Origin of the sequence: Shinella zoogloeoides, from assembly GCF_022682305.1 — a bacterium.
Classification (GTDB): domain Bacteria; phylum Pseudomonadota; class Alphaproteobacteria; order Rhizobiales; family Rhizobiaceae; genus Shinella; species Shinella zoogloeoides_B.
The window spans coordinates 4,068,793-4,084,168 of sequence record NZ_CP093528.1 but is presented as its reverse complement, the minus strand read 5'-3'; the positions used below and the strand labels follow the sequence as shown (position 1 = coordinate 4,084,168).

Below are 15,376 nucleotides of genomic sequence, written 5' to 3'. Positions count from 1 at the left end.
GAAACCGCCACCGATAGCGCATTGTCTTCGCCTGCGAAGCAGCTTAGCTTCCGCTCATGGACTTTGATCGGAAGGAGTCGGCTGCTTACCTCGCCAATCTCCTGGCGAAGGCGGCGTCCCGCGCGCTTCAGGCGCGGGCGGACGGGTCCGGCTTTGCGCCCGGCCAGTTCCCGGTCCTGCTCGAATTGTGGAGCGGCGACGGCCTGACCCAGCGCGAGCTTCTCGACCGCCTCGATATCGAGCAGGCGACCATGGCCAACACGCTCTCGCGCATGGAGCGGGACGGCCTCGTTTCCCGCCGCCGCCATCCCAAGGACAAGCGGGCGCAACTCGTCTTCCTCACTGCACGCGGCAAGGCCCTGCAGGAGACGGCGCTCGCGGCGGCCTCGGCCACGGAGGATGCGCTGTTCCAGGGATTCCGTCGTTTCGAACGCGAACTGCTTCTCGAATATATGCGTATGGTGCTCGCCAATCTCGGGCGCGATCCGCGTGTCTGACCATCGCAAAGCCGTCATACGATTTGCCCTCCCCGACATGATCGGTCTAATGTCGCCGCGCAATTCGCAAGGGATTCGACCATGACCAACATTCTGCCCGTCCTCGACCGCGCCAGCGCCGGCATTCCGGTCAGCCTCGAACGCCTGTTCGAGCTTGTGCGCATCAAGTCCATCTCCACCGATCCGTCCTTCAAGCCGGAGTGCCGCCGGGCGGCCGAGTGGCTGGTCGCGGAACTGCGCTCGCTCGGCTTCGACGCGACGGTGCGCGACACGCCCGGTCATCCCATGGTCGTCGCCCATCATGACGGCGCAAAACCCGACGCGCCGCATGTGCTGTTCTACGGCCATTACGACGTCCAGCCCGTCGATCCGCTGAACCTGTGGGACAACGATCCCTTCGAGCCGGCCGTGCGCGAGGTCGAGGGTGGCCGCCGCGTCATCACCGGTCGCGGCACCTCCGACGACAAGGGCCAGCTCCTGACCTTCGTGGAAGCCTGCCGCGCCTACAAGGAAACCGTGGGCGCCCTGCCCTGCCGCGTCACCATCCTCTTCGAAGGCGAGGAAGAATCCGGCTCGCCGTCGCTGAAGCCCTTCCTCGAGGCCAATGCCGCGGAACTGACGGCCGATTTCGCACTCGTCTGCGACACCAGCATGTGGGACGCCGATACGCCGGCCATCTCGGCGGGCCTGCGCGGCCTCGTCGGCGAGGAAGTCATCATCAAGGCGGCCGACCGGGACCTGCATTCCGGCCATTTCGGCGGCGCGGCGGCAAACCCGATCCACATCCTCACGGACATCCTCGCGGGCCTGCACGACGAGACCGGCCGCGTGACGCTCGACGGCTTCTATGAAGGCGTCGAGGAGACCCCGTCGCAGATCAAGGCCGCCTGGGAGAAGCTCGGCACCTCGGCGGAAAAATTCCTCGGCGCTATCGGCCTGTCGATCCCCTCGGGCGAGAAGGGTCGTTCCGTTCTGGAACTGACCTGGGCGCGCCCGACGGCGGAAGTCAACGGCATCACCGGCGGCTATACCGGCGAGGGCTTCAAGACGGTGATCGCGGCGGAAGCATCGGCCAAGGTCTCCTTCCGCCTCGTCGGCAAGCAGGACCCGGCGAAGATCCGTGACGCCTTCCGCGCCTATGTGCGCTCGAGGGTTCCGGCCGACTGCTCGGTTTCCTTCCACACCCATGGCGGCTCGCCTGCAATCCAGCTTCCCTACGATTCAGCGCTGCTCGAAAAGGCAAAATCGGCCCTTTCCGACGAATGGCCGAAGCCGGCCGTCGTCATCGGCATGGGCGGCTCGATCCCGATCGTCGGCGATTTCCAGAAAATGCTCGGCATGGAGTCCCTGCTCGTCGGCTTCGCCCTTTCGGACGACCGCATCCATTCGCCGAACGAGAAATACGAACTGCGCTCCTTCGAGAAGGGTATCCGCTCCTGGGTGCGCATTCTCTCCGCGCTCGCGGCGCGCTGACGCAGATGTGATGACTGGGCTGGCCGGCGTTCGGGGTAGGGAACAGCCGGTCGGCTGAACGACGACAAGGGCCGCGCGCCGCAAGGCGATGACAGGTCCGGGCGATGGGAAAAGGGCAAGGATGGCATCGGGACGGATTGCAAGGGGGCTTTGCCGCCCGGGCGGCGATACGCCGGGTACCGGGGGCAAGGCAGGATGAAGCGGCTCAGGAAATTCTTCTGGCCGCTCGTCAGCACCGCCGCGATCGCCCTGTCGGTCTATATCCTCTACAAGGACCTCCGGGGCCTGTCGCTCGACGAATTCATGGCGAGCATCCACGCCATTCCGGCCTCCGGCTGGCTCCTTGCCTCCCTCGCCACGCTCGTCGCCTATGCCGCGCTCGCGGCCTACGATCATCTGGCGCTGGAGCATCTCGGCCACCGCATCTCGCTGTGGTTCATCACCATCACCTCCTTCACCACCTATGCGCTGTCGCACAATATCGGCGCCTCGGTGTTTTCAGGGGCGCTGGTGCGCTACCGGGCCTATACGTCGAAGGGCTTGAGCGGCTCCGAGGTGGGAATGCTCGTCGCCTTCTGCTCCTTCACCTTCGCGCTCGGCACCGTCATGCTGTTCGGCCTCGTGCTGGTGCTGGAGCCGGAGATCGTCGGGCGGTTCGCCGATTTCCTGCCGATCGAGGCGGCGTTCTCGACGGGCATCTTCCTGCTCGCCCTCGTCGCGCTCTACGTGGTGGGCAGCCTCGTCGGCTTCCGGCCGGTCGACACGCGCTGGCTGAAGCTGGAATATCCCAAGCCCTCGCTCGTCTTCCGCCAGCTCATCATCGCGCCCATCGAGCTGATCGGGGCGGCGGCGATCATCTATTTCGCGCTGCCGGCGACCGGCAATCCCGGCTTCTTCGTCGTGCTCGGCATCTTCCTCGCCTCCTTCTCGGTCGCGCTGCTCTCGCATGCGCCGGGTGGCATCGGCGTGCTGGAACTCGTCTTCATCGCCGGCCTGCCGGACATGGACCCGGCCTCGGTCCTCGCCGCGCTTGCCGTCTTCCGGCTCTTCTATCTCATCGTTCCGTTCATCATGGCGCTGGTGGTCATCCTGATCTACGAACGCTCGCGTTTTCTCGCCAGAGCGAAGGACGGAGAGGGTTGAAAGCGGGAACAGTCAGGGTTCATCTGGCGTTCAGCCGAATTGTTTCATGCTATCATCCGTCCTAGATCATTGTAGAACAGTGACAATCCAAGGGAGACCGACATGAAGACAACGATCAAAACCGGCCTTTCCACCGTCATGGCCGTCGCCATGTTCGCCACGTCCTTCGTCACGGCACCGGCCTCCGCCATGCCGCTGCCGAAGGCTGGCGTTTCTCAGACCTCCGATGTCGAGCCGGTGCAATACCGTCGCAGGCATCATGGCGGTCGCGGCTGGCATAACGGCCATCGCGGCTCCCGCTACCATCGCCACGGCTATCGCCGCCACTCGGACGGCTGGTGGTATCCGCTGGCGGCCTTCGGCGCAGGCGCGATCATCGGCGGCGCGATCGTCAACAACAACCATAACAACCGGCCGCGCGATGCGGGCATCAATCCGCGCCATTTCGACTGGTGCTATGCACGCTACCGTTCCTACCGGTCGTTCGACAACACGTTCCAGCCCAATCACGGGCCGCGACGCCAGTGCCTCTCGCCCTATTTCTGAGATGATTTTCCGGGCGGCCTTCGAGCCGCCCGGTCCCCTAAAGTGACGGACGCCGTTCACCGCTTCTTAACCACCCCTTAAATCGCCGCATTTAGAGTCCACCGGACGCCAACGTTCCGAGGGCATATCCGACCGCTTATGGCAGGCAACCGCAAATCCCAGCGCATCGAACCGTCCTTCCGGGGATCGGGAGGCCGTGACGACGACGACGATTTCCACGTCGGCGCAGGCGATCGCGTTGCCGGTGGCGGCGGCGGTGGCCGCAAGGGCGGGCGCGGCAAGCCGGCGAAACCCGAGCGGCCGCGGCGCACCTCATCCCGGCGACGCAGCTCTTCCGGCGGCTTCTTCGGCCTTTTCCGCAGGCTCTTCTACTGGTGCGTCGTGCTCGGTATCTGGGGCGCCATCGGCGTCGGCGGTCTGGTGCTCTATTACGGCGCGCGCATGCCGAGCGCCACGAGCTGGTCGATCCCGGACCGGCCGCCCAACGTCAAGATTCTCGCCGTCAGCGGCGACATCATCGCCAACCGGGGCCTGACCGGCGGCGAGGCGCTGTCGCTGGAGAACATGTCGCCCTATATCCCGCAGGCCGTCATCGCCATCGAGGACCGGCGCTTCTATTCGCATTTCGGCGTCGATCCGCTGGGCCTTGCCCGCGCGATGCTGACCAACGTCACGACCGGCCGCATGGTGCAGGGCGGCTCGACGCTGACGCAGCAGCTCGCCAAGAACATGTTCCTCTCGCCGGAGCGCACGCTGGAGCGCAAGGTGCAGGAAGTGCTGCTCGCCTTCTGGCTGGAGCACAAATATTCCAAGGACCAGATCCTTGCGATGTATCTCAACCGCGTCTTCTTCGGCTCCAATTCCTACGGTGTGGAAGCCGCCGCGCGGCGCTACTTCAACAAGTCGGCGCGTGACGTGAACCTCGGCGAGGCCGCGCTTCTCGCCGGCCTCCTGAAGGCGCCCTCACGCCTCTCGCCGGCCCGCGACCCGGAGGCGGCGGAAGCGCGCGCCCAGGTCGTTCTCGGCGCCATGCGCGAGGAAGGCTACGTCACCGACAACGAGATCAAGAGCGCGATGTCGCAGACGCCGGCGCGCGCCAAGAGCTACTGGTCCGGCGCGCAATACTACGCCGCCGACATGGTGATGGCGCAGCTTCCGGGCATGATCGGCGACATCAAGGAAGACCTCGTCATCGACACGACGATCGACCTCGACCTTGAGAAGAAGGCCGACGAGACGCTCTCGGCGATGCTCGACAAGGACGGCGCGAAATCCAACGCCTCGCAGGCCGCCCTCGTCTCCATCGACGGCACGGGCGCGATCCGCGCGCTGGTCGGCGGGCGCGACTATGCGGAAAGCCAGTTCGACCGCGCCTCCAAGGCCAAGCGCCAGCCGGGCTCGGCCTTCAAGCCCTTCGTCTACGCGGCGGCGCTGGAAGCCGGCCGCTCGCCGCTGTCCGTGCGCAACGACGCGCCGGTGCGGATCGGCAACTGGACGCCGGAGAACTACGACCAGAAATACCGCGGCGAGGTGACGCTCGCCTCCGCGCTCGCCAATTCGCTGAACACCATCGCCGCGCAGCTCGTCATGGAGGTCGGCCCAGGGGAGGTGATCAAGCTCGCCCGCCGGCTCGGCATCGAATCGGACCTGCAATCGAACGCCTCCATCGCGCTCGGCACGTCGGAGGTGACGCTGGTGGAGCTGACCTCCGCCTATGCCCCCTTCATGAACGGCGGCTACAAGGCGACGCCGCACATCATCCGGCGCATCTCGACGGCGGACGGCAGGGTGCTCTACGAGAACACCTACGACAACCCGCCCCGCGTGCTGGAGCCGAACATCGTCTCGATGATGAACGGCATGATGATGCGCGTCATCACCGAGGGCACCGGCAAGAACGCCCGCATTCCCGGCTGGCCGGCCGCCGGCAAGAGCGGCACGACGCAATCCTTCCGCGACGCGCTCTTCGTCGGCTATACCAGCAACCTGACGACCGGCGTCTGGTTCGGCAACGACGACGGCAAGTCGATGAAGAAGGTGACAGGCGGGGGACTTCCGGCCAAGGCCTGGGGCGAGTTCATGACCGCCGCCCATGCCGGCCTGTCACCCTCCCCGCTCTTCGGCACCGCGAACGGCGACCCGCTGCAGGATCCGGCCCGCGCCGCGCCGCAGGAAGGCGGCGACCAGCTCTTCGACATCATCTCCCGCACGCTCGATACAGACGAGCGGCCCGCCGGAAACAGCGGCGAGGCGGTGGCGACCGACCAGACCGGCGCAGTCCCCCTCGACGACGGCCTCATCCCGCCGGCGGATGTCGGCGGCGAGCGCCAGACGGGCACCCGCCGCACGACCCTCTTCGACTTCCTCGTCGGCGGTTGACGCCCTACGGGCGGCAACCATCAGCCCCAGGCAATGGTGACATTTGACGGCTCGACCGGGTGATCCATCCAGACCCGGATACGGGTTTTCGTGGATGGCACCTGCACGATGGCGTATTGAGGCTCATTCGCGTCAAACAGAATGAGTTCTCTGTTGGGCGTATTCAAAATAGTGTCGGAATCCGGCTTTCGCGCCTCTACAATTTCGGAGTACGGCCCGAACGTTATATTCGTGTCTCCGTCACTCCAGTAATATGCCGGGATGTTGACGCAATCATCGGAAACGAAGATTCCCTGCCGGTCCATATGAACCGGAACATCAACATCCCGGCGGCCTGCAACATAAAAGCTTATATATTCCGGGGCGATCGACATGTGCTGCACAGTCATTTGTTAGTATCTCCCCTTCGATAAAAACCCGCCCTGCGCGTTACTGCACCACCAACAGTGTGGGTAGATCCTGCTTGGCTTGCCAACTGATTTTGGCACTTGGTGATCGCCAATAAAATGGCCTCGAGGCGTGCCGGACGTTTTGCAGCCATTGCCATCGGAACACCGCTGCTCATCCCAGCGCCGCAGATGGTGGCTCGCCGTTTCCGTACTTCTGCCCACCCTCCTCCCGCAACGCCGGCGGGAACCGCAGACAGTTGCTTGAATCCCGCGCGCGATTGCGGTTGATTGCAGGAAGCGCCGACGGTGTACGAATTCCTCCCGGACACGCTGATTTCGCGAGCTTTGCGGCTCGTCCATGTCTTGCAGTCGTCTGGAGTGGTCCTTATATACCCCGCAAAGCTCCGGTTCAGGCCGGGGTTTTCGACAAGACCATACCATTAGGGGCTGCCAAAAGAATGCCTGAATGGGTTCCGGCAGTTCGCTTGAAGGAGAGAATGACATGGCTAAAGTAATCGGTATCGACCTCGGAACGACCAATTCCTGCGTCGCCGTCATGGATGGCAAGGACGCGAAAGTCATCGAAAACGCCGAAGGCGCACGCACGACGCCTTCCATGGTCGCCTTCACCGAAGACGGTGAGCGGCTGACCGGCCAGCCGGCCAAGCGCCAGGCGGTCACCAACCCGGAAAATACCCTGTTCGCCGTCAAGCGCCTCATCGGCCGCCGCTACGACGACAAGCTCGTCGAGAAGGACAAGGGTCTCGTTCCCTACAAGATCGTCAAGGGCGACAACGGCGATGCCTGGGTCGATGCCCGCGGCAAGGGCTATTCCCCCTCGCAGATCTCCGCGATGATCCTGCAGAAGATGAAGGAAACCGCCGAATCCTACCTCGGCGAGACCATCACGCAGGCCGTCATCACGGTTCCGGCCTACTTCAACGACGCGCAGCGCCAGGCAACCAAGGACGCCGGCAAGATCGCGGGTCTTGAAGTGCTCCGCATCATCAACGAGCCGACGGCTGCCGCGCTCGCCTACGGCCTCGACAAGAAGGACGGCAAGACTATCGCCGTCTACGACCTTGGCGGCGGCACGTTCGACATCTCGGTCCTGGAAATCGGCGACGGCGTCTTCGAAGTGAAGTCGACGAACGGTGATACCTTCCTCGGCGGTGAAGACTTCGACATGCGTCTCGTCGAATATCTCGCAGCCGAGTTCAAGAAGGACCAGGGCATCGACCTGAAGAACGACAAGCTCGCCCTGCAGCGCCTCAAGGAAGCTGCCGAAAAGGCCAAGATCGAGCTTTCGTCCTCGCAGCAGACCGAAATCAACTTGCCGTTCATCACGGCAGACGCTTCCGGCCCGAAGCACCTGACGATGAAGCTGACCCGCGCCAAGTTCGAAGCGCTCGTCGACGACCTCATCCAGCGCACCGTCGCTCCGTGCAAGGCAGCCCTCAAGGATGCCGGCGTCACGGCGGCCGAGATCGACGAAGTCGTTCTCGTCGGCGGCATGAGCCGCATGCCGAAGGTGCAGGAAACCGTCAAGCAGCTGTTCGGCAAGGAGCCGCACAAGGGCGTGAACCCGGATGAAGTGGTCGCCATGGGCGCCGCCATCCAGGCCGGCGTTCTGCAGGGCGACGTCAAGGACGTTCTCCTCCTCGACGTGACCCCGCTGTCTCTCGGCATCGAAACGCTGGGCGGCGTCTTCACCCGTCTGATCGAGCGCAACACGACGATCCCGACGAAGAAGAGCCAGACCTTCTCGACCGCCGAGGACAACCAGTCGGCCGTGACCATCCGCGTCAGCCAAGGCGAGCGTGAAATGGCTGCGGACAACAAGCTGCTCGGCCAGTTCGACCTCGTCGGCATCCCGCCGGCACCGCGCGGCATGCCGCAGATCGAAGTCACCTTCGACATCGACGCCAACGGCATCGTGCAGGTCTCGGCCAAGGACAAGGGCACCGGCAAGGAGCACCAGATCCGCATCCAGGCTTCCGGTGGCCTTTCCGACGCCGACATCGAGAAGATGGTCAAGGATGCCGAAGCCAATGCCGAGGCCGACAAGAAGCGCCGTGAGGGCGTAGAGGCGAAGAACCAGGCCGAAAGCCTGATCCATTCGTCGGAAAAGTCGGTCAAGGAATATGGCGACAAGGTCACGGAAGCCGACCGCAAGGCCATCGAGGACGCGATTGCCGACCTCAAGGCCTCCGTCGAAGCCTCCGAGCCGGACGCCGAGGACATCAAGGCCAAGACCAACACGCTCATGGAAGTTTCCATGAAGCTCGGCCAGGCGATCTACGAGGCCCAGCAGGCTGAAGAGGGCGCCGCCTCGGGTGATGACGGCGACAACGTCGTCGATGCCGACTACGAGGAAGTCAAGGACGACAAGAAGTCGGCCTAAGCCTCCCGACATGCCGGCCGCGCCAAACGCGGCCGGTGCAACGGATAGCGAAAAGGCGGAAGTCAGCGCGAAGGGAAACAAGGCACCATGATCACTCCCGTTTATCGCGGCGACGACGTCATGGCCTTCCCTTCGCCGGGCTTCCGCCTTTCGCATGCGTGAGGCCAAGGCAAGCTTCCCGATACACAATAACAAGACCGTTCCCGCGAAACGGACGTGAACCCGAATGGCAAAAGCTGATTTTTACGAGACGCTGGGTGTCTCCAAGACCGCCGACGAGAAGGAGCTGAAGAGCGCCTTCCGCAAGATGGCGATGAAGTATCACCCCGACAAGAATCCGGGCGATGCCTCTTCCGAACAGAAGTTCAAGGACGTCAACGAGGCCTATGAAACGCTCAAGGACCCGCAGAAACGCGCGGCCTATGACCGTTACGGCCACGCCGCCTTCGAGCAGGGCGGCATGGGTGGCGGCGGCTTCGGCGGCGGTGGCTTCCAGGGCGGCGGCTTCTCCGACATCTTCGAGGACATCTTCGGCGAGATGATGGGCGGCGGACGCCAGCGGCGCTCCTCCGGCGGACGCGAGCGCGGCGGCGACCTGCGCTACAACATGGAAATTTCGCTGGAAGAAGCCTATGCCGGCAAGAATGCGCAGATCCGCGTGCCGACGTCGATCACCTGCGACGTCTGCACCGGCACGGGCGCAAAGCCCGGCACCAGCCCGAAGACCTGCGCCACCTGTCAGGGCTCCGGCCGCGTGCGCGCCGCCCAGGGCTTCTTCTCCGTCGAGCGCACCTGCCCGACCTGCCACGGCCGCGGCCAGACGATCAGCGACCCCTGCACCAAGTGCCACGGCAACGGCCGCGTCACGGAAGAGCGCTCGCTGTCGGTCAACATCCCGGCGGGTATCGAGGACGGCACGCGCATCCGCCTTTCCGGCGAAGGTGAAGCGGGCGTTCGCGGCGGACCGGCGGGCGACCTCTATATCTTCCTCTCCGTGAAGCCGCACGAGTTCTTCCAGCGCGACGGGGCGGACCTCTACTGCGCCGTGCCGATCTCGATGACGACGGCGGCCCTTGGCGGCACCTTCGACGTCGCGACGCTCGACGGCACCAAGTCGCGCGTCTCGGTGCCCGAGGGCACGCAGGCGGGAAAACAGTTCCGCCTGAAGGGCAAGGGCATGCCGGTGCTGCGCTCCAGCCAGGTCGGCGATCTCTACATCCAGATCCAGATCGAGACGCCGCAGAAGCTGACCAAGCGCCAGCGCGAGCTGCTGAAGGAATTCGACGAGATTTCCTCGAAGGAGAACAATCCGGAATCGGCGGGCTTCTTCGCCCGGATGAAGGAATTCTTCGAAGGCTGATCGCCTTGAAGGCACAAACGAAAAGCCCCGGCATTGCCGGGGCTTTTTTGTTGGCTGCAATGTCTCGCCGTCAAGGTCGAGCTTGACGCGGCCATTCATCCACGCGCACGGCGGCGATTGTGGATCCTCGGGTCGAGCCCGAGGATGACGACGGTGAGCGGAGGCGATCCGAGCTTCTTGCTACTGGATGAGGATCGCCCGGAAATCGTTGACGTTCGTGCCGGTCGGGCCGGGCACGAAGAGGTCGCCGAGGGCGTCGAAGGCGGTCCAGCTGTCGTTGCGCGACAGGAACTCGGCGGCGTCCTTACCCTTGTCGGCGAGGCGCGCGACGGTGGTGCCGTCGGCGAAGGCGCCGGCATTGTCCTCCGAGCCGTCGATGCCGTCCGTATCGGCGGCGAGCGCAGACAGGCCCGCAAGGCCGTCCGTGGCGCAGGCGAAGGAGAGCAGGAATTCGCCGTTGCGGCCGCCCTTGCCCTTGCCCTTGATCGTGACGGTGGTTTCGCCGCCCGAGAGGATGACAACGGGCTTTTCGAACGGCCGGTTGCGGCGCACGACTTCCGCCGCGATGGCGGCATGCACGCGGCCGACCTCGGAGGCCTCGCCCTCGATAGCATCCGACAGGATGACGGCCTCGACGCCGGCCTTCCTGGCGGCTGCTGCGGCGGCTTCCAGCGAGACGGCAGCGGAAGCGACCAGCTTCACCTCGTTGCGGGCATAACGCGGATCGGACGGCAGCGGCGGCTCATCCTTGCCGTCGCGGATGTGGCGCATGACGGCTTCGGGCAGGTCGAGGCGATAGCGTTCGATGAGGCGGAGTGCATCGGCGCGGGTCGTCTCGTCGGCAATGGTCGGGCCGGACGCGACGAGGGCGGGGTTGTCGCCCGGAATATCGGAAACGACCAGCGAAACGACGCGGGCCGGATGGGCGAGCGCGGCAAGCCGGCCGCCCTTGATGCGCGAGACCTGCTTGCGCACGGCGTTCATGGCGCTGATCGGCGCGCCGGAAGCCAGCAGCGCCTTGTTGACTGCGATCTCGTCGGCAAGGGTCAGGTCGCCGGCGGGCGCGGGCAGCAGGGCCGAGCCGCCGCCGCAGACGAGGGCGACGACGAGATCGTCTTCGGTGAGGCCCCGCACGGCGGCCATCAGGCGGCCAGAGGCGAGAAGGCCGCTATCGTCCGGCACCGGATGGGCCGCTTCCAGAACCTCGATGCGCTCGCAGACAACGGCATAGCCGTAGCGGGTGACGATGACGCCGGTCAGCGGCGCATCCCACAGGCGCTCGAAGGCGCGGGCCATCTGCGCGGCGCCCTTGCCGGCACCGATCACCACCGTGCGGCCCTTCGGCTTTTCCGGCAGGTTGGCGGCCAGCACCTTCTCCGGGTCGGCGGCGGAAACCGCGACGGAGAAGAGATTTTCGAGAAAGGCGCGCGGATCGGCGATGGTCGGCATGGAGTTCCTCCGGTGCATGCGAATGACTCATATAAACAGCCCCCCGCCCGCGCGCCAGAACCGCCTCCAGTCGGAAACGGCGCAGCGGGGCGAGGGGCTGTATCTCCTCCTCCAGAAAGGGTGACCGGGCGGGGCTCCCCTCCCCGCCCGGTCAGGCCGTCATGCGACGGCGTGGTTCGCCATGCGCTCCAGCGCCGTGACGAGACCTGAGTGATCGAGGCCTGCATCGCCATGGGCGGCGCACTGGTTGAAGAGTTCCTGCGTCGAGGCGGTGTTGGGCAGCGAAACGCCCAGCGCCTTGGCGCCCTGGAGAGCCAGGTTGAGGTCCTTCTGGTGCAGCGAGATGCGGAAGCCCGGATCGAAAGTACGCTTGACCATGCGCTCGCCGTGCACTTCGAGAATGCGCGAGGAGGCGAAGCCGCCCATCAGCGCCGCGCGGACGCGAGCCGGATCGGCACCGGCCTTGGACGCGAAGACGAGCGCTTCGGCGACGGCTTCGATGGTGAGGGCCACGATGATCTGGTTGGCGACCTTGGTCACCTGGCCGTCGCCGCAATCGCCGACGAGCGTGATGTTCTTGCCCATGAGCTGGAAGAGCGGCAGGGCACGATCGAAGCTTTCCTGCGAACCGCCGGCCATGATGGAGAGCGAGGCGTTCTTGGCGCCGACTTCGCCGCCCGAAACCGGGCCGTCGACATATTCCGCGCCCGTCGCACGGACCTTCTTGGCGAATTCCTTGGTGGCGATCGGCGAGATCGAGCTCATGTCGATGACGAGCTTGCCGGCCGAAAGACCATAGGAGACGCCGTTCTCGCCGAAGAGCACGTCTTCGACTTCCGGGGTGTCGGGCAGCATGAGGATAATCGTGTCGACCGTTTCGGCCAGCGCCTTCGGGCTTTCGACGATCTGCAGGCCGTTATCGACCAGATCCTTGTGCGGCGGGATGAAGAACTTCGAGGTGATGACCGTGTGGCCGGCATTCTGCAAATGACGTGCCATGGGGGTGCCCATGATGCCGAGGCCGATGAAACCGATATTTGCCATGATCTAAACTCCCAGTCTTGAAATTGTTCGATGGTTCAGCGGCCGATTTCAGTCAGCCAGCCGAGACCTTCCTGCGTCGTGGTGCGCGGCTTGTATTCGCAGCCGATCCAGCCGTCGTAGCCGAGCGCGTCGAGCGTCTTGAACACGAAGGGATAGGCGATCTCGCCCGTGCCCGGTTCATTGCGACCCGGATTATCGGCAAGCTGCACGTGGACGATCTGCGCCTGGTGCTTCTTGAAGGTGCCGATCAGCTCGCCTTCGGTGCGCTGCTGGTGGTAGAGGTCGTACTGGATATAGAGGTTGTCCGAGCCGACTTCCGCGATGATCGAGGCCGCCTGATCCGGGGTGTTCAGGTAGAAGCCCGGAATATCGAAGTGGTTGATCGGCTCGATCAGCAGCTTGATGCCGTGCTTGCCGAGTTCGAAGGCCGCCAGCTTCAGGTTGGCGACGAAGGTGGCGCGCAGCACGCTGTCCGGCACGCCGGCAGGCGAGATGCCCGACAGGCAGTTGATCTGCTTGCAGCCGAGCTTCGTTGCGTAGTCGATGGCCTTCGCCACGCCTTCGCGGAATTCGTCCACGCGGTCCGGCAGGACCGCGATGCCGCGCTCGCCGCCGGCCCAGTTGCCGGCCGGCAGGTTGTGCAGGACCTGCGTCAGGCCGTGCTTGTCGAGTTCGGCGCGGATCGCGTCCTTGTCGAAATCGTAGGGGAAGAGATACTCGACCCCTTCGAAACCGGCCTTGGCGGCCAGGGCGAAGCGCTCCATGAAGGGCGCCTCGTTGAAGAGCATGGTCAGGTTGGCCGCAAATTTCGGCATTTCGTTCTCCCTCTAACTCAATCCAGCAGGGCGGCGAGCGTCGCCGTCGGTGCATCTTCGCCGCGTTCCGCCAGTTCTTCGAACTCGACGACAGCGTTGATGTCGGCACCCATGGCGATGTTCGTGACGCGCTCGAGGATGAACTCGATGACGACAGGAACCTGGTGTTCCTTCATCAGCTTCTGCGCCGTGTTGAAGGCTTCCTGGAACTCGTTGGCGCTGCGGACACGGATGGCCTTGCAGCCGAGGCCTTCGGCGACCGCGACGTGATCGACGCCGTAGCCGGCTTCCGAGTCGGCATTCGCGTTGATGTTGTCGAAGGCGAGCGAGACTTCGAAGTCCATGTTGAAGCCGCGCTGTGCCTGGCGGATGAGGCCGAGATACGAGTTGTTCACGACGACATGCAGGTAGGGCAGCTTGTGCTGGGCGCCGACGGCCAGTTCCTCGATCATGAACTGGAAGTCGTAGTCACCCGACAGGGCGACGATCGGACGATCCGGATCGGCGGCGCGAACGCCGAGCGCTGCCGGCAGCGTCCAGCCGAGCGGGCCGGCCTGGCCGCAGTTGATCCAGTTGCGCGGCTTGTAGACGTGCAGGAACTGCGCGCCGGCGATCTGGCTGAGGCCGATGGTCGAGACGTAGCAGGTGTCGCGATCGAAGGCCTTGTTCATTTCCTCGTAGACGCGCTGCGGCTTCAGCGGGATCTGGTCGAAATGCGTCTTGCGCAGCATGGTGCGCTTGCGCTCGCGGCACTCGTTAGCCCAGTCCGACCAGTCGCGCAGCTTGCCGGCGGCCTTCCATTCCGTCGCGACTTCCAGGAAGACCTGAAGGGCGGCGCCGGCGTCGGAGACGATGCCGAAATCGGGCGTGAAGACGCGGCCGATCTGCGTCGGCTCGATGTCGACGTGGATGAACGTGCGGCCTTCGGTATAGGTCGGGATGTTGCCGGTATGGCGGTTTGCCCAGCGGTTGCCGATGCCGAAGACGAAGTCCGAGGCGAGCAGCGTGGCGTTGCCGTAGCGGTGCGAGGTCTGCAGGCCGCACATGCCGGCCATCAGCGGATGATCGTCCGGGATCGTGCCCCAGCCCATCAGGGTCGGGATGACCGGGACACCGATGATTTCGGCGAATTCGACGAGCAGGTCCGAGGCATCCGCATTGATGATGCCGCCGCCGGCGACGAGCAGCGGGCGCTCGGATTCATTGAGCATGGTCAGCGCCTTCTCGGCCTGGGCGCGGGTCGCGGCCGGCTTGTAGGGCGTCAGGGGCTCGTAGGCGTCGATGTCGAACTCGATCTCGGCGAGCTGGACGTCGATCGGCAGGTCGATGAGGACCGGGCCGGGACGGCCGGAGCGCATCGTGTGGAACGCCTTCTGGAAGACATAGGGGACGAGGCCCGGTTCCATGACCGTGACGGCCCACTTGGTGACGGGTGCCGCGATCTTCGCGATGTCGACAGCCTGGAAATCTTCCTTGTCGAGGCGCGCGCGCGGTGCCTGGCCGGTGATGCACAGGATCGGGATCGAGTCGGCGGATGCCGAATAGAGGCCGGTGATCATGTCGGTGCCGGCCGGGCCGGACGTGCCGATGCAAAGGCCGATATTGCCGGAGCGGGCACGGGTATAGCCTTCGGCCATGTGGCTTGCGCCTTCGACATGGCGGGCGAGGACGTGGCGGACCGAGCCGCGCGCCTTCAGCGCCGAATAGAAGGGATTGATCGCTGCGCCCGGTACGCCGAAGGCACAATCGATGCCTTCCTTTTCCAGAACCAGGACTGCTGCATCGACAGCACGCATTTTAGCCATGGGATTTTCCTCCGTCTCTCGCAACGGAAGGTACCGGATTCCATTTTCCGCGCAATGGTAAAATGGAAATTC

Annotated in this window: 12 protein-coding genes; 7 read left to right on the top strand and 5 right to left on the bottom strand. The window is 64.7% G+C overall.

What is annotated here, in order from left to right:
• Positions 1-56 precede the first annotated feature (56 nt).
• The 5 genes from MOE34_RS20175 (at position 57) to MOE34_RS20155 (ending at position 6,038) form a co-directional block, all read left to right on the top strand.
• Positions 57-497 carry a MarR family winged helix-turn-helix transcriptional regulator gene (locus MOE34_RS20175; protein ID WP_160786799.1) on the top strand — a complete coding sequence of 147 codons (441 nt, stop codon included), beginning with the start codon at positions 57-59 and terminating at the stop codon, positions 495-497.
• A gap of 81 nt (positions 498-578) precedes the next feature.
• A complete protein-coding gene (locus MOE34_RS20170) occupies positions 579-1,970 on the top strand; it encodes a M20/M25/M40 family metallo-hydrolase (protein ID WP_242219223.1) in 1,392 nt (463 codons plus the stop codon).
• A gap of 195 nt (positions 1,971-2,165) precedes the next feature.
• Positions 2,166-3,113: a lysylphosphatidylglycerol synthase transmembrane domain-containing protein gene (locus MOE34_RS20165; protein WP_242219221.1), complete on the top strand. Its 948-nt coding sequence runs from the start codon at positions 2,166-2,168 to the stop codon at positions 3,111-3,113.
• A gap of 102 nt (positions 3,114-3,215) precedes the next feature.
• Positions 3,216-3,659: a BA14K family protein gene (locus MOE34_RS20160; protein WP_242219219.1), complete on the top strand. Its 444-nt coding sequence runs from the start codon at positions 3,216-3,218 to the stop codon at positions 3,657-3,659.
• Positions 3,660-3,797: 138 nt separating this feature from the next.
• Entirely contained in the window at positions 3,798-6,038 is a 2,241-nt protein-coding gene (locus MOE34_RS20155) for a transglycosylase domain-containing protein (RefSeq protein ID WP_242219217.1), read from the top strand.
• A 20-nt stretch (positions 6,039-6,058) separates the two neighbouring features.
• On the opposite strand, the gene MOE34_RS20150 is transcribed toward MOE34_RS20155, so the two are convergent.
• Positions 6,059-6,427 (bottom strand): hypothetical protein, encoded by a 369-nt coding sequence (locus tag MOE34_RS20150; protein WP_242219215.1) that lies wholly within the window; start codon positions 6,425-6,427, stop codon positions 6,059-6,061.
• 502 nt (positions 6,428-6,929) lie between these two features.
• Between MOE34_RS20150 and dnaK the strand changes: the two genes are divergently transcribed.
• Together dnaK and dnaJ are read left to right on the top strand one after the other, a co-directional pair.
• Positions 6,930-8,831 carry a molecular chaperone DnaK gene (dnaK, locus tag MOE34_RS20145; protein WP_242219213.1) on the top strand — a complete coding sequence of 634 codons (1,902 nt, stop codon included), beginning with the start codon at positions 6,930-6,932 and terminating at the stop codon, positions 8,829-8,831.
• A 226-nt stretch (positions 8,832-9,057) separates the two neighbouring features.
• Entirely contained in the window at positions 9,058-10,191 is a 1,134-nt protein-coding gene (dnaJ, locus tag MOE34_RS20140) for a molecular chaperone DnaJ (RefSeq protein WP_242219210.1), read from the top strand.
• 180 nt (positions 10,192-10,371) lie between these two features.
• On the opposite strand, the gene MOE34_RS20135 is transcribed toward dnaJ, so the two are convergent.
• The 4 genes from MOE34_RS20135 to gcl all read right to left on the bottom strand — a co-directional run bounded on the left by MOE34_RS20135 (position 10,372) and on the right by gcl (position 15,304).
• On the bottom strand, positions 10,372-11,640 hold the full coding sequence (locus MOE34_RS20135; protein ID WP_242219208.1) for a glycerate kinase type-2 family protein: 1,269 nt from the start codon (positions 11,638-11,640) through the stop codon (positions 10,372-10,374).
• A 159-nt stretch (positions 11,641-11,799) separates the two neighbouring features.
• Complete coding sequence (locus MOE34_RS20130; protein WP_160786807.1) at positions 11,800-12,684, bottom strand: 2-hydroxy-3-oxopropionate reductase; 885 nt, start codon at positions 12,682-12,684, stop codon at positions 11,800-11,802.
• Between the two features lie 35 nt (positions 12,685-12,719).
• Positions 12,720-13,499 (bottom strand): hydroxypyruvate isomerase, encoded by a 780-nt coding sequence (gene hyi / locus MOE34_RS20125; protein WP_242219206.1) that lies wholly within the window; start codon positions 13,497-13,499, stop codon positions 12,720-12,722.
• A 17-nt stretch (positions 13,500-13,516) separates the two neighbouring features.
• Entirely contained in the window at positions 13,517-15,304 is a 1,788-nt protein-coding gene (gene gcl, locus MOE34_RS20120) for a glyoxylate carboligase (RefSeq protein WP_242219204.1), read from the bottom strand.
• Positions 15,305-15,376 lie beyond the last annotated feature (72 nt).

Excerpts from the sequence above, each read along its gene's own strand:
- MOE34_RS20165 (WP_242219221.1), top strand. The coding sequence starts at position 2,166 with ATGAAGCGGCTCAGGAAATTCTTCTGGCCGCTCGTCAGCACCGCCGCG.
- dnaJ (WP_242219210.1), top strand. The coding sequence starts at position 9,058 with ATGGCAAAAGCTGATTTTTACGAGACGCTGGGTGTCTCCAAGACCGCC.
- dnaK (WP_242219213.1), top strand. The coding sequence starts at position 6,930 with ATGGCTAAAGTAATCGGTATCGACCTCGGAACGACCAATTCCTGCGTC.
- MOE34_RS20175 (WP_160786799.1), top strand. The coding sequence starts at position 57 with ATGGACTTTGATCGGAAGGAGTCGGCTGCTTACCTCGCCAATCTCCTG.
- MOE34_RS20155 (WP_242219217.1), top strand. The coding sequence starts at position 3,798 with ATGGCAGGCAACCGCAAATCCCAGCGCATCGAACCGTCCTTCCGGGGA.
- MOE34_RS20170 (WP_242219223.1), top strand. The coding sequence starts at position 579 with ATGACCAACATTCTGCCCGTCCTCGACCGCGCCAGCGCCGGCATTCCG.
- MOE34_RS20150 (WP_242219215.1), bottom strand. The coding sequence starts at position 6,427 with ATGACTGTGCAGCACATGTCGATCGCCCCGGAATATATAAGCTTTTAT.
- MOE34_RS20160 (WP_242219219.1), top strand. The coding sequence starts at position 3,216 with ATGAAGACAACGATCAAAACCGGCCTTTCCACCGTCATGGCCGTCGCC.
- hyi (WP_242219206.1), bottom strand. The coding sequence starts at position 13,499 with ATGCCGAAATTTGCGGCCAACCTGACCATGCTCTTCAACGAGGCGCCC.
- MOE34_RS20130 (WP_160786807.1), bottom strand. The coding sequence starts at position 12,684 with ATGGCAAATATCGGTTTCATCGGCCTCGGCATCATGGGCACCCCCATG.
- MOE34_RS20135 (WP_242219208.1), bottom strand. The coding sequence starts at position 11,640 with ATGCCGACCATCGCCGATCCGCGCGCCTTTCTCGAAAATCTCTTCTCC.
- gcl (WP_242219204.1), bottom strand. The coding sequence starts at position 15,304 with ATGGCTAAAATGCGTGCTGTCGATGCAGCAGTCCTGGTTCTGGAAAAG.